At 42.0% G+C, this 21214-nt stretch carries 17 protein-coding genes; 8 read left to right on the plus strand and 9 right to left on the minus strand.

Features of this window, described 5'->3' with window-relative positions; all coding sequences use genetic code 11:
* Window positions 1-223 precede the first annotated feature (223 nt).
* The gene (locus tag O9332_RS25845) at window positions 224-1144 is read right to left on the minus strand and encodes a metal ABC transporter solute-binding protein, Zn/Mn family (RefSeq protein WP_004159592.1); all 921 of its coding nucleotides are present in this window, start codon (window positions 1142-1144) and stop codon (window positions 224-226) included.
* A 134-nt stretch (window positions 1145-1278) separates the two neighbouring features.
* Between O9332_RS25845 and thrS the strand changes: the two genes are divergently transcribed.
* Window positions 1279-3078 (plus strand): threonine--tRNA ligase, encoded by a 1800-nt coding sequence (thrS, locus tag O9332_RS25850; RefSeq protein WP_004159593.1) that lies wholly within the window; start codon window positions 1279-1281, stop codon window positions 3076-3078.
* Window positions 3079-3164: 86 nt separating this feature from the next.
* On the opposite strand, the gene O9332_RS25855 is transcribed toward thrS, so the two are convergent.
* Window positions 3165-3461 carry a DUF7219 family protein gene (locus O9332_RS25855; RefSeq protein WP_002743720.1) on the minus strand — a complete coding sequence of 99 codons (297 nt, stop codon included), beginning with the start codon at window positions 3459-3461 and terminating at the stop codon, window positions 3165-3167.
* Window positions 3462-3798: 337 nt separating this feature from the next.
* Here O9332_RS25855 and purC point away from each other — a divergent pair, with 337 nt between their 5' ends.
* Together purC and coaE are read left to right on the plus strand one after the other, a co-directional pair.
* On the plus strand, window positions 3799-4524 hold the full coding sequence (gene purC, locus O9332_RS25860; RefSeq protein ID WP_004159595.1) for a phosphoribosylaminoimidazolesuccinocarboxamide synthase: 726 nt from the start codon (window positions 3799-3801) through the stop codon (window positions 4522-4524).
* A gap of 113 nt (window positions 4525-4637) precedes the next feature.
* Window positions 4638-5237 carry a dephospho-CoA kinase gene (coaE, locus tag O9332_RS25865; RefSeq protein WP_004159597.1) on the plus strand — a complete coding sequence of 200 codons (600 nt, stop codon included), beginning with the start codon at window positions 4638-4640 and terminating at the stop codon, window positions 5235-5237.
* 130 nt (window positions 5238-5367) lie between these two features.
* Here the strand turns inward: coaE and O9332_RS25870 are convergent, their stop codons facing one another.
* Together O9332_RS25870 and O9332_RS25875 are read right to left on the minus strand one after the other, a co-directional pair.
* The gene (locus O9332_RS25870) at window positions 5368-6198 is read right to left on the minus strand and encodes an energy-coupling factor transporter transmembrane component T family protein (protein ID WP_002764144.1); all 831 of its coding nucleotides are present in this window, start codon (window positions 6196-6198) and stop codon (window positions 5368-5370) included.
* Between the two features lie 274 nt (window positions 6199-6472).
* Window positions 6473-8641, minus strand: coding sequence for a lytic transglycosylase domain-containing protein (locus O9332_RS25875; protein ID WP_288027932.1), 2169 nt, complete (start codon window positions 8639-8641; stop codon window positions 6473-6475).
* A gap of 357 nt (window positions 8642-8998) precedes the next feature.
* On the opposite strand from O9332_RS25875, the gene cysC reads away from it, so the two are divergent.
* Both cysC and O9332_RS25885 read left to right on the plus strand, forming a co-directional pair.
* Window positions 8999-9544 carry an adenylyl-sulfate kinase gene (gene cysC, locus O9332_RS25880; protein ID WP_043999288.1) on the plus strand — a complete coding sequence of 182 codons (546 nt, stop codon included), beginning with the start codon at window positions 8999-9001 and terminating at the stop codon, window positions 9542-9544.
* 620 nt (window positions 9545-10164) lie between these two features.
* Complete coding sequence (locus O9332_RS25885) at window positions 10165-11892, plus strand: ABC transporter ATP-binding protein (protein ID WP_004159601.1); 1728 nt, start codon at window positions 10165-10167, stop codon at window positions 11890-11892.
* Between the two features lie 517 nt (window positions 11893-12409).
* On the opposite strand, the gene O9332_RS25890 is transcribed toward O9332_RS25885, so the two are convergent.
* Together O9332_RS25890 and hemE are read right to left on the minus strand one after the other, a co-directional pair.
* Window positions 12410-13357 carry an NAD-dependent epimerase/dehydratase family protein gene (locus O9332_RS25890; protein WP_288027934.1) on the minus strand — a complete coding sequence of 316 codons (948 nt, stop codon included), beginning with the start codon at window positions 13355-13357 and terminating at the stop codon, window positions 12410-12412.
* Window positions 13358-13776: 419 nt separating this feature from the next.
* Window positions 13777-14841 (minus strand): uroporphyrinogen decarboxylase, encoded by a 1065-nt coding sequence (gene hemE, locus O9332_RS25895; RefSeq protein WP_004159603.1) that lies wholly within the window; start codon window positions 14839-14841, stop codon window positions 13777-13779.
* 194 nt (window positions 14842-15035) lie between these two features.
* Between hemE and O9332_RS25900 the strand changes: the two genes are divergently transcribed.
* Both O9332_RS25900 and O9332_RS25905 read left to right on the plus strand, forming a co-directional pair.
* Window positions 15036-15407, plus strand: a complete 372-nt coding sequence (locus O9332_RS25900; RefSeq protein ID WP_004159605.1) for a four helix bundle protein — start codon at window positions 15036-15038, stop codon at window positions 15405-15407.
* The gene (locus O9332_RS25905; protein WP_288027937.1) at window positions 15394-15525 is read left to right on the plus strand and encodes a hypothetical protein; all 132 of its coding nucleotides are present in this window, start codon (window positions 15394-15396) and stop codon (window positions 15523-15525) included. The genes O9332_RS25900 and O9332_RS25905 overlap by 14 nt, the downstream gene beginning before the upstream one ends.
* On the opposite strand, the gene O9332_RS25910 is transcribed toward O9332_RS25905, so the two are convergent.
* The 3 genes from O9332_RS25910 to O9332_RS25920 form a co-directional block, all read right to left on the minus strand.
* Window positions 15481-17706: a heavy metal translocating P-type ATPase gene (locus tag O9332_RS25910; RefSeq protein ID WP_080603644.1), complete on the minus strand. Its 2226-nt coding sequence runs from the start codon at window positions 17704-17706 to the stop codon at window positions 15481-15483. The two genes, O9332_RS25905 and O9332_RS25910, sit on opposite strands and share 45 nt — an antisense overlap.
* A 403-nt stretch (window positions 17707-18109) precedes the next feature.
* Complete coding sequence (locus O9332_RS25915) at window positions 18110-19312, minus strand: S-layer homology domain-containing protein (protein ID WP_004159608.1); 1203 nt, start codon at window positions 19310-19312, stop codon at window positions 18110-18112.
* Between the two features lie 30 nt (window positions 19313-19342).
* Window positions 19343-20566: an NAD(P)/FAD-dependent oxidoreductase gene (locus tag O9332_RS25920; RefSeq protein WP_004159609.1), complete on the minus strand. Its 1224-nt coding sequence runs from the start codon at window positions 20564-20566 to the stop codon at window positions 19343-19345.
* Between the two features lie 301 nt (window positions 20567-20867).
* On the opposite strand from O9332_RS25920, the gene O9332_RS25925 reads away from it, so the two are divergent.
* Window positions 20868-21214: transposase family protein (locus O9332_RS25925; RefSeq protein ID WP_288027940.1), on the plus strand; the 347-nt coding region annotated here is incomplete at its 3' end.

Consider the following 21214-nt stretch of genomic DNA (forward strand, 5'->3'; position numbering starts at 1 on the left):
TCCCTCAATCCAAGCTTTTGGGGGGTTCTACCCCCCAAACCCCCCGTTGGGGGCGTGGCGCCGCCCCCAAACCCCCCGCGCATTAGCTTTTCGGTGGGATGCTTACAGGCAGCTGCTGATCCATTTGTCATCATCTAAAAGTCACCGATAATTGCTGATTGTCGGTATTTCTGCCTTCCTAACTCCTGACTCTAAGGACAATTTTTTGATTTTTACAAGAGGTCTATTGACCTTCTTGAGGTACTTTTCCCCCTAAAGATTCCACGATCGAGCGAGTATTTTCCCTGAGCATTTTTACATAACTATCCCCCCCAGTACCCACCGCACCGATCGAATCAGAATATAATTGTTGTGGTGCTAATTTCACCCCCGCTTCTTCGGCTACAGTGGTAATTAAAGCGGGATTAATAGTGGTCTCGGCAAAGATAGCAGGAACCTGGAGATTTTTAATAGCATCGGCTAAATTTTTCACCGTTTGGGCGCTAGGTTGTTCTTCGGTACTAATGCCAATTAAAGTTCCTGCAACTTTTAAACCATAGGCATGAGCATAATACTGAAAAGCGTCATGAGTGGTGACTAATTGCCTTTGGGAAGGGGGGATAGTTTTAATAGCCGCAGTAATCCAGCGATCAAGATTTTCTAATTCCCTGATTAATTGGGCGGCATTTTCAGTAAAAATCTCTTTATCTTCGGGACTTAATTCAATCAATTGATCTCGGATTTTTTTCACCATGATTATGCCATTTTTTGCCGAACCCCAAACATGGGGATCGGGTACTTTCTGCCCCTCTTTTTCCAGTTGTAAAGGTGTAATGGCTTCTCCCACAGCCACTTTTTTCGCTTTAACTGCCGTAGAATCGATCATTTTAATTAACCCCGGTTCGAGATTATAACCGTTATAGAGAATTAAATCGGCTTTTTCTAAAGCCACACTATCGGCGGGAACTGGTTCATAAACGTGGGGATCATCCCCTGGTTTTAAAATGTCTTGATGGTCAATTTCTTCACCGCCTACTCGTGCGGTTAAATCGGCGATAATTGTGCTGGTGGAGATTACCTTGGGTTTTTGGTTATCAGTGGTATTAACCGAGGCATTACAAGCAACCAATCCCAAAAATAAACAGGATAAAATTAGTTTTTTCATCGAGAAATAGAGATGAGGGGTTAGAGGTTAGAGATGAGGGGAAATGGCATTGATATCTATCCTGATTTTTTTCCTGACTAAAGACTCCTTTTACTATTAAAATAGAGAATAGAGAAGGTGTAAATTGAAGAGATATGGATAACCAAGCCCCGATTAAACTACCGAAAACCAGCGAATCCGACCACCTCAAGCGAATTCGTCACACCACCTCCCATGTGATGGCCATGGCGGTGCAGAAATTATTCCCGAAAGCCCAAGTTACTATCGGGCCTTGGACTGAAACCGGATTTTACTACGATTTTGATGTGCCGGAACCTTTTACCGATAAGGATCTCAAGGACATCAAGAAAGAGATGGTCAAAATTATCAATAAAAAACTGCCGGTGATTCGCGAGCAAGTTTCTCGGGAAGAAGCGGAAAAGCGCATTAAAGCGATTAATGAGGTCTATAAGCTGGAAATTCTGGCGGGAATTCAAGAACCCATCACCCTCTATCATCTTGGTGACGCTTGGTGGGATTTGTGCGCCGGTCCGCATCTAGATAATACAAGCGAACTAGACCCAAAAGCGATCGAATTAGAGACGGTAGCGGGTGCTTATTGGCGTGGGGATGAGAATAAAGCCCAATTACAGCGCATTTACGGCACAGCCTGGGAAAATCCCCAACAATTAGCCGAATACAAGCGCCGTAAGGAAGAAGCACTCAAACGTGACCATCGCAAATTAGGCAAAGAATTAGGTTTATTTATTTTCTCTGATTCTGTCGGGCCAGGGTTGCCTTTATGGACACCGAAAGGAACTTTAATTCGTTCTTTGTTAGAAGATTTTCTGAAAAAAGAACAGTTAAAACGCGGTTATTTACCCGTAGTTACTCCCCATATTGCTCGCGTCGATTTGTTTAAAATTTCCGGTCACTGGCAAAAGTACAAAGAAGATATGTTTCCCATGATGGCAGACGATGAGGAATCTGCTAGTAAGGAAATAGGATTTGTGCTTAAACCGATGAACTGTCCTTTTCATATTCAAATCTATAAAAGTGATTTGAGATCCTATCGGGAATTGCCGATGCGTTTGGCAGAATTTGGTACAGTTTATCGTTACGAACAATCGGGAGAATTGGGGGGGTTAACTAGAGTTCGCGGTTTTACCGTCGATGATTCCCATTTGTTTGTCACTCCCGAACAATTAGACAAGGAATTTTTAAGCGTTGTTGATTTAATTTTGACGGTGTTTAAGAGTTTACAATTAAAGAATTTTAAGGCGCGATTGAGTTTTCGTGACCCCGAATCGGATAAGTATATCGGTTCCGATGAAGCTTGGGAAAAGGCACAATCAGCGATTAGAAAAGCGGTGCAAACTTTGGGGATGGATTATTTTGAAGCCCCCGGAGAAGCGGCTTTTTATGGTCCAAAATTAGACTTTATTTTCCAAGATGCCCTCGAAAGAGAATGGCAGTTAGGAACGGTACAGGTAGATTATAATTTACCCGAACGTTTTGAACTAGAATATGTTGCTGAAGATGGTAATCGTAAACGTCCGGTGATGATTCATCGCGCACCTTTTGGTTCTTTGGAACGTTTAATCGGTATTTTAATCGAAGAATACGCGGGGGATTTTCCTCTTTGGTTAGCCCCTGTCCAGATACGATTATTACCGGTTAGTGATACTCAATTGGATTACGCTAAAGAGGTGACAGCGAAAATGCAATTGTTAGGAATTCGCGCCGAAACCGATACCAGTGGCGAACGTTTGGGTAAAATGATTCGCAATGCTGAAACCGCAAAAATCCCCGTGATGGCAGTGGTGGGGGCAAAAGAAATGGAAAGTAATAGTTTAAGTATTCGCACCCGTGCCACGGGCGATTTAGGGGTAATTAGCGTCGAGGAAGTGGTGGCAAAATTAGAAAGTGCCATCCAAAATCACGGTAATTTTTAAGCGTTTGCTCATCTCATTCTATGGGGCAGAAAATATTTCTGTCCCAGCATTTTTGAGCAACCCAGGAGATTTTTCTTGATTATCCTTTAGGTATCGTCATCTTTTTGAAAGGGATTTTCCCCAATGCCTAGGCCTTTTTTGCTCTGTTTTAAGTCTTTCCAGAGGGCTTTAATTTTTTGATAGGCTTCTAGAGAACTGATTTTGCCCCCCGTTTCCAGATTACAAATAAAACTGACTTTTTGGGCAAATTCCTGTAAATTGGCGTTAAATAGCAAGTTTTCTGGCTTAAATTCCCCATAGTAGGGCGCGCGAGGATAGAGAAAATCCTCCTTGCGGCGATCGGGGAGATTCGGGTTATCATCGTTAGGAGGATTCTGATTCATAGGGCGACGGCGGGTAATTTTTCGGAATTTCTTTAGATTTTTCGGTAATGGTAATGGGAGATAATATCAATTGTTGGCTATGATTGAGGATTTAAGTAAAAACTTGGCTGATTCGCCAAAAGTTGACCCCTGGTATCGTGACACTTTTTGGTTATAGGTTAAGGTTCGATCGTCAAATGTTGACAGTTATCTTTAAGCTGCAATTATACATTATTTTTCTCAACGATCATCTACCCAATGATAGAGACTTTTTGCCTGGGTTGATCGCCAAAATTTACTGCCGCCACTATCTGATTAACCATCGATTTTCGTTTATCAATTGCCGAGGATGATAACTATGGAAAAACTCTATGAAGGTAAGGCCAAAATTCTCTATCAAACCGATGATCCTGATATTCTCCTCACTTATTACAAAGACGATGCCACCGCTTTTAATGCCCAAAAACGCGGGCAAATTGTCGGTAAAGGGGAAATTAACTGTACTGTCTCCACTGCCCTATTTCAATGGTTAGAATCCCTAGGAATACCTACCCATTATATCGATCGCCCTAGTTCTAGGGAAATGCGCGTCAAGGCGATTAAAATTATTCCTTTGGAGGTAGTAGTCAGAAATATCGCTGCCGGGAGTTTGTGCAAGCAAACGGGATTAAAGGAGGGGAAAGTTTTACCTTTTCCTCTTGTAGAATTTTATCTCAAGGACGATGCTTTAGGCGATCCTTTGTTAACGCCCGATCGCATAAAAGTGATCGATATTGCCAGCGAGGAGCAAGTCAATCAGTTACGAGATTTAGCCCTGCAAATCAATCAATATCTGCAAGAATTTTTCGATAAGTGCCAGATTATTCTCGTCGATTTCAAGTTAGAATTTGGAGTTGATAAAACGGGCAAAATTTATCTAGGTGATGAAATTAGCCCCGATACCTGTCGTCTCTGGGATAAAACCCAAGAGGATGCCCAAGCGCGCATTCTCGATAAGGATCGTTTTCGTCGCGATTTAGGAGATGTGGAAACTGCCTATCAACAAGTACAAGCAAGAGTTTTACAACAGATAGAGGGTTTATAACCGTAGGGTGTGTTAGCGAGCGCGTAACGCACCTTAGATAGAGAGTTTATAACCGTAGGGTGTGTTAGCGAGCGCGTAACGCACCTTAATTGAGATTAGCAATTTAATAATTTATGTCGAGAAGAATTATCGGGTTAACAGGGGGAATAGCTTGTGGTAAATCCACGGTTTCCAATTATTTAGAAAATATCTACAAAATTCCTGTCCTTGATGCGGATATTTATGCCCGGGAAGCAGTGGAAAAAGGTTCGGCAATTTTAGAGAGAATTTTTCAGCGTTATGGCAGAAAAGTTAAAACTGAGGATAATTCCCTTAATCGCCAACAGTTAGGAGAGATTATTTTTAATAATCCCGAGGAAAAAATCTGGTTAGAAAGTCAGATTCATCCCTACGTTAGAGAATGTTTTAAGCGGCATTTAGAGCAGTTAGAAGCCCCGATAGTTGTTTTTTCTGTTCCTTTATTATTGGAAGCCAAACTAACCCATTTAGTCACAGAGATTTGGGTGGTTTCCTGCGGTTTTGAGCAACAAATTCAACGCTTAATGACTAGGAATAACTTAAGCAGAGAACAAGCGATCACTCGGATTAATAATCAAATGCCTTTAGCCGAAAAAATTGCCTTAGCTGATATTGTTTTGGACAATTCCGGGGATTTAGAAGCTTTATATACCCAGATCGATCGAGCTATAAGTAGCTGGTTAGAATTAAATTGAAGATAGATTTTGGGTTCGATCCCCCCTGCCCCCCTTGATAAGGGGGGTGCCGATAGGCGGGGGGATCCCCCTTGATAAGGGGGGAAACTGATAGTTTTTAACACCTAACTACTTACAATAGGGATTGAGCTTAAAACAACCAGGCAAATTTTCCCACCCCGAATTTTACATAGAGAATAATTGCCAAAACCAATAAAAATAGAAAGCCAATAATTAATAAATAGTCTTTATTGGTTAAGATTGATTCCTGTAAAAATGTGCGATCGGGATCACCAGAGAAAGCTTTAGCTTGTAGAACTACCTCTAATTTTTGCGATTTAGCCATAGCGTTTAAAATTAAAGGTACAGCGATAGAAGCGTAAATTTTTCCTTTTTGTAACCAACCCATTTTTTCTATTGCTAATCCTCGTAATCTTTGAGCAGAAATAATCGATCGAGATTCTTCTACTAGGAGAGGAAATAAACGCAGGGTAGAGGAAAAAATAAAGACTATTTTGTAAGGAATTCTGGCCTTAGTTAAACTCACCATCATCTGATTTATATCGGTGGTAAAAATAGCGAGGGGAATAATTAAAACCATCGTGAGAGTTTTAAAGATCACATTTAAACCGTAGAGGGTTCCCTCCACAGTCATTTTATTAGAACCGACAGTTAATAAGGGAGTTAATTCAGTTTTTCCCGTTAAAGTTTTTACCTGTTCCACATTAAAAAATCCCATGGTAATTAATAAGAATAGATAAAAAGGAGCCATGAATTTTAAAATAGTGAGAAGATAAGACCATTTTACCCCCGCCCAGAGACAAGCTAAAGCGACAATAAGAGTTAGAAAACCGCCAGCGAGGGGACTTTCCCAAGTAAAAGCGATGAGAGTAACCACGATCATCATGGTTAATTTTGTCCGAAAATCTAGGCGAGTAAAAGGAGAATTTTGATCGACGGTTTGCCAGTTAAATGATTGCATAATCAGGAAAAAAGTTAGTAAGTAGCTAGGTGTTAAAAACTGTCAGATGCCCCCCTTATTAAGGGGTATCCCCCCGCCTATCGGCACCCCCCTTATCAAGGGGGGCAGGGGGGATCGGCACACCCTTATTAAGGGGGGATTAAGAACGTAGGTTGGGTTGAATCATGAAACCCAACGCCCGATTATGTTACGCTACCGCTAACCCATCCTACAAATAATTGTGCCTCCCTACTTACTTAAGGGAATGAGTTAATCACCTATCCCCATTAATCAACTAGGAAGGGTTAGCAACTCTCTTCATTTGCTCTTGAATTTCGGGGTTATAAATCTGGAGATAATTCCAATAATTACCAAACACCGATTCTATATAACCCTTAGTTTCTCTAAAGGGAATATTCTCGACAAATTCATCGGGATCGCTAAAATCGAAACGCTGTTTCCATTTAGAAACTGCCCCAGGTCCAGCGTTATAACTAGCCACAGCAAAAAGTGAATTTCCGGCGAATTTGCCGTGGGTATAATCGAGATACCATGTCCCCATCATAATGTTATCTTCGGGATTAGTTAAAGAATAACTTTTATTGCCAGTATTACCCGCGATATATTTACCCGTATCGGGCATAATTTGCATTAATCCCACTGCCCCCACAGGAGAACGAATTTCTTTTTCAAAGCGGGATTCTTGCCGGATTAAAGCTGTCACTAGCAGGGGATTTAATTGTCTATCTTTTGACCATTCCAGGATGCTATCGTAGTAGGGGAAAGGGAATAAAGCGTGCCAGTATTTATCATTTTGTCGCAGGACTTTCCATGCTTCCCTTTCCTCTGGGGTATCTCTTTCTCGCAAGCGCCAAATCAGGTTAATTCCTTCTAAATTTTGATTGCGAGAGAGTTTATAGACACCGAGGTTAAATTGTTCGTCAACGGTTAAATTCCAAGGATCAACAATTTCTGCTTGGAAGAGATTCCACGCGTCCGTATCTTCACCAATGCGATATAGTTCCTTGAAAGCTTCCGAACCGGCGGGAGTATCGTTACGGGTGGCGGGTTTGACGGTGGTAGGATTATAGGAGCGGACAGTGGTAAAATCCCCCACGTCCCAACCTAATAAAACCGCCGAGCGCCAAGCATAATAGGAATGGGGATGACGAGAAATAGTGTAGGTAAAAGCTTGTTTTGCTTCTTGGTTTTTGCCCAGTTTTTGCGCCCATTTTCCCACCCAAAAGGCCGCTTTCGGGGCAGTTTGACTATCGGAATTATTAACCGCAATTGGCTGCGCCCACTGCCACGCCTTGGCGTAATCACCAGATTTAGCGGCTCTTTGGGCCATTAACCAGCGATAATCGGCGGCTTCGTCGGATTTTGGGTATTTATTTAATAAAGTCTGCCATGTTTGACTAGCGGCCTGGGCATTAGTTGAGTCCAGTAATTTGGCTTTCGCTTCCAAAGCTTCCGGAGCGCGATCGGGAAATTGCTTGACAATGCGATCGAGATATGCTATAGCATCGCGGTTAGGAGAAATTTGGGCGAGTCGCAGTAATCCTAACCCGGTTTCTGAGGCCTGGGGATAGGTTTTAATTAATTTTTGGTAAGCGCTGCGAGCTTCTGGCAGTTTTTTGGCAATTTGTAGCCCGCGGGCGTAACGATAGGCTTGTTCGGGGCTAGGAGTGGCTTTAGCATAGGCTTTATAGGCTTTTTCGTACAATCCCGACTGCCAATAACCTGCCCCAATCATTGCCCAATCCGCCGGAGTTAACTGCTCGGCGTAGTCTTTCACCAAACGATTGCGGGCCTGATTGAGGGTAGGATCAAAAGGATTAGCCTTGGCTAACTGTAACCATAAGGGAAATTGATCGGGATTTTCTTGAAGACGTTGGCGAATTAAAGCCAAAGTACGCGGGTGTCGGGGGTATTCCTTAAGCAATTTCTCATGATAACTGGGGTCGTATTTGCCCAAAGAGTAGTAAGCTTCCGCCACTACGGGCGATTGGGGATAGGTTTCCAGTAATTTTTGCCAAATTTCTTGCGCTTTTTCACTATCATTGGTTAATTCGTGGGCGCGTCCCTGTTTGAGGAGAATCTGGGGAGCGAGGACAGGATATTGTTTTTCTAAGCCTTCTAATTGTTTTAAAGCCGGACCCCCTTCATATTTTCTCAATAAATCCATAGCCAAGAGATAGCGGGCGCGACTACGATCTAAAGAGGGCGCATTGGCATCAGCAACATCTCTTAACTTGACATCTCGCTCGGTTTGTGGTAAGGAAGCGCTATCAACTACGGCAGAGGGTTGGTTAGGATCTTGGCTAGGAAGCGAAGCACTATTGCGATCGAGCCAAGCGAGGATTTTCGGGTGAAAGAGAAAGAGACTGGTGAGAGTAAAAAGCGCAACCCCAGAACCTAAGCCAAGAATGAGCGGGGTGTGAGGGGGGAATTTTTTAAACATTACCTTATTAAAGACAGTAACTCAACATACATTATCAGTGATCGTGGTGACAGGTTGTTTGTTTCAACCAGCTTGGGGAACTGGGATGTGGGGTGTGGGGTGTGGGGTGTAGGGTGTGGGGTGTAGGGTGTGGGGTGTGGGGTGTAGGGTGTGGGGTGTAGGGTGTGGGGTGTGGGGTGTGGGGTGTGGGGTGTGGGGAGAATAAATAAAATAATCTCCTATCTCCTATCTCCTATCTCCTATCTCCTGACTCCTATCTCCTGACTCCTATCTCCTGACTCCTATCTCCTGACTCCTGATCACTGATCCCTGAGATATGGTACGCTAAACAGGATTTAAGTATTATTAATGATTACTATGAAACAGCGCGGCGTGACGGTTTGGTTAACAGGATTGAGCGGTGCGGGGAAAAGCACGATTACCGAGGCATTACAGGCAAAATTAATCGCTGAAGGTTATTCCATTGAAGTTCTCGACGGCGATATAGTACGGACGAACCTCACCAAAGGTTTAGGATTTAGTAAAGAGGATCGCGATGAAAATATCCGTCGCATTGGTTTTGTGTCCAATTTGCTCACCCGTCACGGTGTGATTGTCCTAGTTTCGGCTATTTCTCCCTATCGTGAGATTCGCGAGGAAGTACGGGGAAAAATCGGCAATTTTGTCGAAGTTTTCGTGAATGCTCCCTTAAACGTCTGTGAGGATCGCGATGTGAAAGGATTATATAAAAGAGCGCGTGCTGGCGAAATCAAGTCTTTTACGGGAATTGATGATCCCTATGAACCACCTTTTAACCCGGAAGTGGAATGCCGCACCGATTTAGAGACTTTAGAGGAAAGTGTCGCCAAAGTCTGGAACAAATTGACGGAATTAGGCTACATTCATCAAGCTGTGGCGGTTTAATCGCATAATAACTTTGTATTATTGGAAAACATCGTAGGGACGTGGACTAAAAACGTCTCTACACCCCGATTAACCCCTTAGGCAAATTTGTTAGTTAGGGTTTGCTGAATAATGGTAAAACCCTTTTAAAATAAGGCTTTTGACCTGCTAAAATCCGATGTTCATGCTGCGAAAATAGGATTAAGACCTTCAAAAACCTTGCATTATCCTTCTTTGAGTACACAAACTGGTACAAAAAAAAGAGGACAACAAAACCTGAAACGACCGACTCCTGACTCCTGACTCCTGACTCCTACCCCCAGGAAAAACTTTTTCAGCAGACCCTAGTTAATCTCCTTTTCTTCAGTACCTAAGCAAGGTTAATTATACCTCTCAGTTAACCTCTGGCCAAAGTGCAAGAGTGCCTAAACAGTAATCAGTAATCAGTGATCAGTAAGTAGGGAGGCACAATTATTTGTAGGATGGGTTAGCGGTAGCGTAATCCCTGGGGGTGTTGGGTTTCATGCTTCAACCCAACCTACGTTCTGATAACTGATAACTGATAACTGATAACTGATAACTGTCTCGACTAGCAAATTAATTTTGCAGGAATACTTAATATTTAAAGGCGCTAAATTATTTTGAAATCTCGCTCTAGTTATTGGAACCTCATTCCCTATCTCCGTCCCCAAACCCAAACAATTATTTTGGCGTTCATCTGTACGATCGGATTTACGGTATTTTGGCCGATTTTAGCCTGGTTAGCTGGACAAATGGCCAGATATATCGGCGAGGGAAATGTGCAAGCATTGGCGACACTTTCGGGGGTGGGGGCAGTGGTTTTTTTACTGCGGGGAATGTCTCAGTATGGGCAAGATTCCCTGATGGCAAAAGCTTCTTTAAAAATTGCCCTCGAATTAAGAAAAAAAGTTTATGCACACCTGCAAACCCTCGGCTTAAATTACTTTGAAACGGCGAAAACTGGTGATTTATCCTATCGTTTAACGGAAGATATTGATCGCATTGGGGAAGTAATTAATAAATTTTTCCATGATTTTATTCCCTCCGCCTTACAGTTAATTGTCGTCTTTGCCTATATGTTTATTGTTAACTGGCAATTGACGATCGCTGTCATTATTATCGCTCCTTTGTTGGGAGTTTTGGTGGGATTTTTTGGTGAAAAATTATTACAGTATGCTCGTCGCGCCCAAGCGAAAATATCTAACCTTTCTGCGTTATTAACCGAAGTTTTTGGCGGTATTCGCGTGGTGCAAGCTTTCGCTGCTGAAGATTATCAAACCGAGCTTTTTGCCCAAGAAGCGGAGGAAAATCGCCGCGCTCAATACCTATCAGAATCCACCAAAGCTTTACAATACGTCGTGGTGGGATTCTTACAAGCTCTCGGTGTCATCTTTTTATTCTTTCTCGCTGGTTGGCAAATTTCCCAAAAGAATTTAACTGGAATTGACTTTGTTAGTTATGTGGCAGCGGTGGCAATGTTAATCGATCCCATCGCCCATATTACCAGTAATTATAATCAATTTAAACAGGGGCAAGCCTCCATGGATCGGATTTTTGAATTGTTAGCTATTTTGCCAACAATTACCGAAAAACCGAATGCGATCAATCTGCAACCCCATAGCAAAGAAGTTGAATATTGTCAAGTAAATTTTTATTACAACCAGGACAGACAGGTTTTAAAAAATATTAATTTTACTGCACACGCTGGGGAAATGATTGCTTTAGTGGGAGCATCGGGAGCGGGAAAAACCACTTTAGTTAATCTTTTATTGCGTTTTTATGACCCCACTTCTGGCAAGATTTTAATCGATGGGGTGGATATTCGTGATGTGACTTTAAAAAGTCTCCGGCGACAAATTGGCGTAGTTTTACAGGAAAATATTCTCTTTTCTGGCACTATAGCCCAAAATATCGCTTTTGGTCAGGGAGATTTTAATCTGCAAGAGGTGGAAAAAGCGGCAAAAATTGCCAACGCTCATCAATTTATCAGTGAACTTTCCCAGGGTTACTATACCTATGTGGGAGAAAGGGGTGTTAATTTATCGGGTGGACAAAGACAAAGAATCGCCATTGCGCGAGCAGTTTTATCTAATCCGAGGATTTTAATCTTAGATGAAGCAACTTCAGCGCTCGATTCGGAATCGGAAGCTTTAGTGCAGGAAGCTTTAGAAAGAATTATGACGGAGCGCACGGTATTTGTTATTGCTCACCGATTAGCAACTGTCAGAAAAGCTAACCGTATTTTAGTCTTAGAAAAGGGTGAAATTATCGAGGTGGGTAATCACGAGGAGTTATTAAATCTTAATGGTCGTTACGCTCAATTTCATGCTAGACAATTTCAAGATTAGTCTATTTGGCGTTAAGAGTTGGGCGTTATTTCTGATTTTATCATTCAAGCCAAGTTTTTGGGGGGTTCTACCCCCCAAACCCCGGAGCGCATTAGTTTTTCGGTGGGATGCTTACACGCGGTTGTTCATATATTTGTACTAATTTAAGAGTCACCGATATAGCAGTTATCTTAATGGTGAGGTAGGAAGTTTTCGTTTTGTAAAGTCAGTTGCGGAATTAGGTTAGACTTCATCTTTAGGGAAACGCTGTAAGTATCCAGACAGAATTAATTATAGATATTTTTCCGTTCCCTCTACTTAGGGTTTGCTGAATAAATCTAAAAACCTTGTTGGATAGGGTTTTTAGACTTGTTTTCCCTCAAAAAGTGCCGACCTTTGGAGTGATTGGGGGGAAAATTCAGGTACTTTTTCCCTGAAAATTAGGTAATTGACCCCCTGAAAATGGGTAAAACCCCACACCCCACACCCCACACCCCACACCCTGCCCCCAGGAAAAGCTTTTTGCCGCAAACCCTACTTAGGGTTTTTTTCGGGGAATTCCTCGCAGGGTTAAAACATCATCGAGGGTGGAACAATAGTTTTTTAAACCAAAATCAGCAGGAGTATAGGTTTTAATGTGGGTGAAGTGGCGATAATTCATTGCAAAACGGTCCCATGCTTCCATCTGCAAGTTAAAAACTTTGATAAAAAAGTTAGCAATGGTTAAAGATAAAGGAATGCGAAAATAGATTTTTTTGTTTAAATAAGTACAGATTTCCTCCACTGCTTGGTTAGCTGTTGTGCGTTGATTGCCTAGAACAATTTTGCTTTCTGGTGCGGGATTTTCGATTAAATAATTCACCACTTGAGCTATATCTTTGGCATGGATAAAATGAAAACTGCCATCAGCTTGAAACCAACGCACTAAACCGATATATTTCAACACATCCGGTAAACCGCCATAGATATGAGAATAGGGTTTATTTTCGTCACCACCTAAGACAAAAGTGGGGTATAAAGTGATAATTTTATCGGCGATTTCTAGGTCAGTAAATTTACTATAACAAATATATTTAGTGCGGATATAATTAGTTCCTATCTCCCCAGCTTCCGGTAAAGGTTGATTATTTTGATTGAGAATGCTGGCGGTAGAAAAGTAGAGGACTTTCTCGCAGATTTGAGCATCTAAATAACTAATTAATTCTAGGGTTTTTACCACATTAATCTGATAACTTTCCTCCTCTCCTCCCCAACTGGTAGCGATTAAAACCGCTATATTCATTGTTTTTAAAAGATCGGCATATACCCCAATATTTTCCATATCGCCTAAAAGTATATGAACATTTGATCGCCCTTGGTAAGTAAATTTTAACTTCTCTGGATTACGAACTAAAAAATATAATTCATAGTCGGGATTTTCCAGTAAAATCTCAGCGATATAATGCCCAATACAGCCACTCACACCCGTTAGAAATATTTTTTTCATTATTTTAATTGATACGGCAGAATTTAGGGGACAGTGTGAAAGTAAAAAGTGAGTCACGGGTTCGGATTTTGGAGAGCTGCATCTAAACTTTGCAGAAATATCAAAAATGAGTAATGGTCAGTGACTCTTAAATTATTACAAATATATCAGCAGCTGCGTGTAAGCATCCCACAAAAAAACTAATGCGCGGGGGGTTCGGGGGAGGCGCTTCGTCCCCCGACGGGGGGTTTGGGGGGTAGAACCCCCCAAGAGTCTGGATTGGAAACAAACAACCTAGAAAGCACAGTTTTTTAACAGAAGTTATCAGAGAATCCCAACTTAGTAGATTTTAAATTATGGGATGCACTCTTAGGTGTTGGGTGTTACAGACGATTTCCTTACCTCCTAACCCCTATTCCCTAAACCTTGATCACGACATCCTAGGCGTGAACTGCTAATAATTGATCCGCTTGTTTAGCGGTTTCAAAGAAGAAACGCACGTTATCTTCAGGAGTTCCCACCAAAACACCATGACCTAAATTAAGAATATGACCTTGATTACCTGCTTTACGAATAGTATCAATAATCCGCTCGCGAATAAAAGACTGGGAACCGAATAAAACCCCCGGATCGATATTACCTTGAACCATCATCGATTTACCTAAACGCTGTCTCGCTTCGGCCAGATCCACGGTCCAATCGACGCTAATAATATCAACCCCCGATTTACCCATTCTTTCCAAAACGCCGGCGCTGCCACTAATGTAGAGAATTAACGGTGTATCGGGATGGGTTTCTTTCACCAAACGAACTACTTTTTGTTGATAGGGTAAGGCAAAAACATCGTAATCTTGGGGAGTTAATTGACCCGCCCAAGAGTCGAACATTTGTACCACTTGCGCCCCACAATCAATTTGATAACGGACATAAGTGGCGATCATATCCGCTAATTTATCTAAAAATTGGTGCAGTACCGAGGGTTCCGAAAAAGCCATCCCTTTAATCACAGAATAACTTTTAGAACCTTTCCCTTCCACTGCGTATGCTGCTAAAGTCCAAGGCGCTCCGACAAAACCGAGGACAGTGGATTTGTTTCCCACCTCTTGACGTAGGGTTTTTAAAATCGTTTTGATAAAAGGTAAAGACTGATCGGGATCGAGGGGATTAAGTTGGTCCACCTGCGCTTGAGTACGAATGGGAGAATCGATAATCGGCCCCTTACTTTCGATAATATCAAAGGGAATACCAATTCCCGCCAGGGGAGTGAGGATATCGGAAAACATGATCACCCCATCTGGTTGAAAAGCACGCCAAGGTTGCAGGGAGATTTCGATCGCTAAATCGGCATTTTCCGATCTTTCCCGAAAACTGGGGTATTTATCCCGCAATTCCCGATAAATCTGCATATAACGTCCTGCTTGTCTCATCATCCACACGGGAGGACGGGGTAAGATTTCTCCTTTGGCAGCGCGTAATAAATAAGGTATTTCAGGGGAGTCAGTCATATCAGGATGATTATTCTATTGCCTTTTCTACGGTATCATCCCCCGTACAGCTAATTTTTCTAGTTTTTCCTTAAGAATTGTTAACGAAAATTATCTCCCTTTGCATTGAAACTGGGTACTGGAAATTGTAGTACAATCTTTTGGGTTGAGACAGGGTGTAGAGTGTAGGCTATAGGGATAAGTTGATAAAATCTATGGCGGATTCAAAAATTCAATCTTACCGAGATTTAAGAGTTTGGCAGGAGGCCGTAAATTTAGCTGAAAGTTGCTATCGTCTCACTAAAACTTTTCCCAAAGAAGAGCTTTATGGGATGACAACACAGATTCGCCGAGCTTCGGTGTCAATAGCAGCGAATATTGCCGAGGGGTATGGACGCAAAACCAGGGGAGAATACATCCAATTTTTGTACATAGCTCAAGGTTCTCTCAAAGAGTTGGAGACTCATTGGTTAATCTCTCAAAGAGTTGAACTAGCTTCCCCTCAGAGCGTCAATCCTATTCTTAATCAATGTGAATCAGTAGGCCGACTCCTGCTAACTTTGATTCGTTCCCTTGAAAATAAATAACCCCCACACCCTACACCCCACACCCCACACCCCACTCCCTACACCCTACACCCTACACCCCACACCCCACACCCTACACCCCACTCCCCACCCTGGGATGAACTCGACGCAATCGTAAAGCATTCGTCACCACGGAAAGGGAACTTAAAGCCATGGCAGCACCGGCAATAATCGGATTGAGCAGAAAAGGATAGAGGACTCCGGCAGCGATGGGAATGGCAATCAGGTTATAAATAAAAGCAAAAAAGAGATTTTCTTTGATATTTCGCATTGTTGCCCGACTTAACTCAATAGCAGTCACAATTCCCTGTAAATCTCCCGAAATTAAGGTTATATCGCTTGCGGCGATCGCTACATCAGTCCCCGTGCCAATGGCAATACCTAAGTCCGCTTGCGCCAATGCGATCGCATCATTGATGCCATCTCCAACCATGGCGACTATTTTCCCTTTTTTCTGCAAATATTCGATTTTTTCGGCTTTTTCTTGGGGACGGAGTGCGGCAAAAAAGCGCCGGATACCCAACTCGCTGGCGATCGCTTCTGCGGTTTCGAGGTTGTCCCCCGTCATCATCATCACCTCTAAGCCCATTTTTTTGAGCTTGGCGACCACTGAAGAAGAAAAAGGTTTTAAAACGTCGGAAATGGCAATCAACCCCTCTAAATGCCCGTTAACCGCTATCCAAGCCACGGTTTTTTTCTGCCATTCCCAATCGTGGGCGACTTTTTTAAGAACTTTTGTTTCGATACCTTGACTTTCTAACCATTGTTGTGTACCGATTTGCACTAAATCCGACCCGACTTTTCCCTGCACTCCTGACCCAGTTATTGAGTCAAATTCGGTTACTTCTAGGGTTTTAATGGCGTTTAACCGCCCATATTTAACTATTGCTTCTCCTAACGGGTGTTCAGAATGATTCTCCACCGATACGACTAACTGCAGCAGCGATAATTCCCGTCCATCCCCCACCCCCTCGCGAGTCAAGAAGTCCGTCACCGTTGGTTTACCCTGGGTGAGAGTTCCGGTTTTATCTAGAACAATAGTAGTAATGCCCTGGGCTAATTCTAAACTTTCGGCATTTTTAATTAAAATTCCCTGTTTTGCTCCCTGTCCTGTTCCCACCATAATCGAGGTGGGTGTAGCTAATCCTAGCGCACAGGGACAGGCGATAATTAAGACTTCCACCATTGTAATCAAAGCGAGGGTGAGATTACCCGTGCGGAGAATCCAAAATAAGAAAGTTATTACCGCAATAATCATCACCACCGGCACAAAATAAGCGGTCACTCGATCGACTAATCTTTGTATAGGTGCTTTTGATGCTTGCGCGGTTTGCACTAATCGGACAATCTGAGCTAAAACCGTATCTTTTCCCACCCGTAACGCTTGCATTTGTAGGCTACCGGTTTTATTAATTGTCGCACCGATTACCTGTTGATTGACGGTTTTTCGCACGGGTAAACTTTCCCCCGTCACCATCGATTCATCAATGCTAGAACTGCCTTGGATAATTATGCCATCGACGGGAATTTTTTCCCCCGGACGCACTAAAATTATATCTCCTACTTTCACCTCTTCTATTGGTATATCTAGCGTCTGTTCTTCCCTAATTACCCTAGCAGTTTTTGCCTGTAATCCCATTAATTGTTTAATAGCGGCGGCCGTTTCTTTTCTGGCACGTTTTTCGAGGAAACGACCGAGTAAAATCAGAGTAATGACGATAGCTGATGCTTCGTAATAGACATGGGAATTAAACCCCTGTTTTTCGATAAAATCGCTCCCGAAGGTTAAAAACAGGGAATAAAAATAGGCGGCACTGGTTCCCAAAACTACTAAAGTGTCCATGGTGGCAGTGCGATTTTTAAAGGCTTTCCAAGCATTTTTATAAAAACTTTGACCACACCAAAATTGGACGGGAGTAGCGAGAATTAATTGTAATAAGGGAGCGTGTAACCAGTGGGGAATAAAAGATAGAGATAAACCCGTCATCATCGGCAAAGAACCGATAAAAAGTATAATGCTAATAACAATAGCGATCGATAGTTTGGTGAGAAGTTCTTTTTCTGGCCTGGATTCGAGATTAATTTCCGTTATCGGTGTAGCTTGGAAACCGGCATCCCTAACTTTTGCTTGAATAGTGTTAAGATCGGTACGCTTGGGATCATAGTCCACATCCACCTGTTCCATGCCAAAATTAACTTGACATCGAATCACTCCGGGGATAGATTTAATTATCCGTTCGATCGAATCAGCACAACCAGCGCAACTCATCCCGGCGAGTTTGAGAGTTTGATGGGTCATAATGTTAATAGCAGCGGAAGTCAGCAAGAAAATCCCCTGCAGCAGAGTTATATCTTTAGCATAAAATATTCCCCTAGCTGCAGGGTCAAGAATCCTCTGTTAATTTTTCTGAATAGATATGAAGAAATGTCAAAAAGAGTGTCTGTATTTTCCTAACACACCCTTAATTTTTATGGACAAATTTCAATTAGGGCTTGCTGAATAAATCTAAAAACCTTGTTGGGTAAGACTTTTAGACTTTTTGTCAATCAAAAAGTACCGGATATGCGAGTGATCGGGGGGAAAATTCCTGGACTTTTTCCCTGAAAATTAGGTAATTGACCCCCTCAAAATCGGTAAAACCCTACACCCCACACCCCACACCCCACACCCTGCCCCCAGGAAAAACTTTTTGCCGCAAACCCTAATTAACCCCACTCTGTTGCGTATCTTGACCCTGCAAAGCATCGGCAGCGGAAACACCATCACCCTGAAAACCAAAATACCATAAAGCAGCGGCAGCTTCAGCGCGATTTACCGGTCTTTTTGGCTGAAATAGGGTAGTAAAACCAAAAACTCGCCGAATATTGGCTTGTTCGGCATTTTGAAAATCGGCATAAAGAGCGCGCACCAGCTGCGGGTTAATTTTATTAGTATCCTGAAAACCCCAAGTATTTTTAATCGTATCAAGATTGGCGCTCGGTAAAGCTTTTCTGATATCTAATGGCACTTTCCAAGCGATTAAATCTTCCCGGGTTAAAGGAGCATTGGGACGGAATAAAAGGGCGCTACTATCTCCCGTTAAAGGAGAGGGAATTAACCCCGCTTCCGCTAATCCTTGAATATAAATATAATCGGGATCGTTATTTTTAACATCACTAAAAGCTGGGGAACTATTGGGAGTAGCTAAACGGATTTGTTTACCCGCTACATTGGCATAAATGGCATTATTAGCCTGTAACAACCAGCGCGCAAATTCTCGGCGCGTTATTGTATCATTAGGGTTAAACTGATTGTTATTACCAGTTAATACTCCTAATCTAGCTAAGTCTTGAATGTGGCTTTTTAAGGGATTAGGTAAGGATTCGAGATCGTTAAAACTGGTAGGATTAAGATTGGGTAAGGGGGAAGAAATAGGGGAGGGACTAGGGGAAGCAATCGGGGTTCCCGTTGGACGATAATCGAGGCTATATTCCGTATTGGGAGAAGTGGCAGTTATGGTGATAGTTAATTCTAAATTATCTCGACGGGCTGTCAAGGTACTATTGACTCCTTCCCCAGAAAAGGGAGTGATAATTTCCCAATTATTATTAACTAATTCCTGTTGATAAAAAGCCTCGATCGCATTGCTGGGATCGTTGGATTGCCAACGGGTTTGCCCACCAGTATTATCAGGATTTGTCTGCACGGATAATAATTCTGATTGACTATATCGAGGAATTTCTGCGGGAAAATTTGCGGGTAATTGCTGGTTATTAGGAGAGTTTTCCGGTATGGGATTTGTTTGTAGATTAGGATCGGCAGCCAGACGATTTTCTAGGGCAGGATTGCCACTACAGGCTCCTAAAATGCCCAGCAGAGTGATAATTGTACTGTAGCGAATAAACTTACTCACGGTCTTTACCAATATTGTTTCCTTAGCTTTATCCTAGCCTATTTACTCAGGTTTTTGACTAGGGAAAATTCGGTGCCACCATTGACGTAATTTCCCCAGCAGAAATCCTCCTAACCCTTTTGTGTATTTTTCAAATTTGTAGTAAAATAAAATGTCGATTATATCCTGGGTGGCAAGATACTTGAGATAGGATACTCCTTGATCTATACGCACATCACTATATTCTAAATAAACTTTGCGACTGAGGCGATCGGATAAATTCCATTTTGGTTGAAAATATTCCTGCATCCTCTGTTGATAAGGGGCAAAACTACTCGATTTTCCCTGTAAATATTCTTCCATGTATTGACAAGCAATTTCGGCTCCTTTCATAGCATAGCGAATACCTTCCCCTCCTAAAAAGTTAACCGTAGAAACAGCATCACCAATCGCTATAATATTCGGTTCTTGATAATAAATATCTTGCAGATTGAGCGAATATTCTAAAATAGAACCATGGATGTCGATTATATCATATTTAGAGAGATTCATGTAGGTTTGAATAATTTGTGTAATATAACTTTTTAAAGGCTTAACTTCAGAAATATAAGGATGTTCTCCCTCTAACCAAGCAGCTCCTATTTTTAATTGCTGATTATCCATAGGAAAAATCCAACTATAACCTTTAGGACTCCATTTATGACCGAGAAAAAAAACTAAATTATCTTGATACTTTTGATAATCTACTTCTGGCACAGCAATTAAATATTCAATGCCCACTGCTTTTAAAAAATTAGGTTTTTCTCGTCTGTGTTTATACATAACTGCTCTAGCGTATCCCGTGGCATCAACCAATAAACGAGTATTAACTGTTTCGATTTTCTCGTCTTTTGATTTCAAGAAAACAGTTAGCTGATTCTCCGTTTGTTGATATTTCAGATAACGACAACCTAAACGAACTTCTCCCCCCCAACGCAGCACTTCCGCCGCTAAAAACTCTCGCAATTTGGCAAAATCAAAAACTACCCCTAAAGGTTGCGGTGATGACCAAAAATGATGTATGCTAGTGGAGATAATTTCGATATTTTTCCAAAACCTAGCCACCACGGTTTCGGGGAGATTGAATTGTTCTAAAATTTCTAGGGGAGAAGCGGCACTAGAAAAATTATTATCTTGCCAACTAGAATGTTGTTCCACCAAAAGAACACGATAACCTTTTTCACTTAATAATCTACCACAGTGACCTCCCGCTGGTCCGCCCCCAATAATTACGACATCATAATCCATGATTTACTCCCTCGCCTAATCTTGCTAACTTGCTTTTATTTTACCCTAAATGCCCTCTGTTAAACCCCAAACTGGTTAAGCTGTTGTGCATCTAAATTTGATAAGTAGCTGATTATAATTAAATTAAAAATGGATTTTGCCTTTAATCCCCCCTTGATCCCCCCTTGATAAGGGGGGTGCCGATAGGCGGGGGGATCCCCCTTGATCAGGGTAGGGCTGTTTCATTCTCCCATCAGAATATCAAAAGTAAAAGCGATCACTGTCAGGTAAAATGAGGAGTGACCGGCAACTTTTCAAATATATGTTGAGCTTAATAGAAAAACTAAAACAAGTCAAGGACTTTCGGAAAGATCAAGGAAAAAGACACCCTTTATGGATAGTATTAGTAGTAATAATACTGGGAACAATGCTAGGATACTCAGGTTATAGAGAACTAGGAGAGTTTGCTAAAAATAATCGGCACAGGCTCAGTAAAGAATTTAACATAATTCCAGAAATAGTCCCGTCCTATTCAACAATTAGAAGGGTAATGATGGGAGTTGACTGGCAGAGTTTGTTAAAAATGTTTAATGAATGGGCATTACAAGAATATGGACAAAGAGATGACATAAATTGGCTAGGGATGGATGGAAAAAGTCTCAAAAACAC

The sequence above is a fragment of the Microcystis sp. LE19-10.1B genome, assembly GCF_027530565.1.
Lineage (GTDB): Bacteria > Cyanobacteriota > Cyanobacteriia > Cyanobacteriales > Microcystaceae > Microcystis > Microcystis aeruginosa.

What these genes read in the sequence shown, in the direction of transcription:
- coaE (WP_004159597.1), top strand. Translation starts at nt 4,638, where the DNA reads ATGTCGAGAAGAATTATCGGGTTAACAGGGGGAATAGCTTGTGGTAAA.
- O9332_RS25910 (WP_080603644.1), bottom strand. Translation starts at nt 17,706, where the DNA reads ATGACCCATCAAACTCTCAAACTCGCCGGGATGAGTTGCGCTGGTTGT.
- thrS (WP_004159593.1), top strand. Translation starts at nt 1,279, where the DNA reads ATGGATAACCAAGCCCCGATTAAACTACCGAAAACCAGCGAATCCGAC.
- hemE (WP_004159603.1), bottom strand. Translation starts at nt 14,841, where the DNA reads ATGACTGACTCCCCTGAAATACCTTATTTATTACGCGCTGCCAAAGGA.
- O9332_RS25855 (WP_002743720.1), bottom strand. Translation starts at nt 3,461, where the DNA reads ATGAATCAGAATCCTCCTAACGATGATAACCCGAATCTCCCCGATCGC.
- O9332_RS25875 (WP_288027932.1), bottom strand. Translation starts at nt 8,641, where the DNA reads ATGTTTAAAAAATTCCCCCCTCACACCCCGCTCATTCTTGGCTTAGGT.
- purC (WP_004159595.1), top strand. Translation starts at nt 3,799, where the DNA reads ATGGAAAAACTCTATGAAGGTAAGGCCAAAATTCTCTATCAAACCGAT.
- O9332_RS25870 (WP_002764144.1), bottom strand. Translation starts at nt 6,198, where the DNA reads ATGCAATCATTTAACTGGCAAACCGTCGATCAAAATTCTCCTTTTACT.
- O9332_RS25900 (WP_004159605.1), top strand. Translation starts at nt 15,036, where the DNA reads ATGGCGGATTCAAAAATTCAATCTTACCGAGATTTAAGAGTTTGGCAG.
- O9332_RS25845 (WP_004159592.1), bottom strand. Translation starts at nt 1,144, where the DNA reads ATGAAAAAACTAATTTTATCCTGTTTATTTTTGGGATTGGTTGCTTGT.
- O9332_RS25890 (WP_288027934.1), bottom strand. Translation starts at nt 13,357, where the DNA reads ATGAAAAAAATATTTCTAACGGGTGTGAGTGGCTGTATTGGGCATTAT.
- O9332_RS25920 (WP_004159609.1), bottom strand. Translation starts at nt 20,566, where the DNA reads ATGGATTATGATGTCGTAATTATTGGGGGCGGACCAGCGGGAGGTCAC.
- cysC (WP_043999288.1), top strand. Translation starts at nt 8,999, where the DNA reads ATGAAACAGCGCGGCGTGACGGTTTGGTTAACAGGATTGAGCGGTGCG.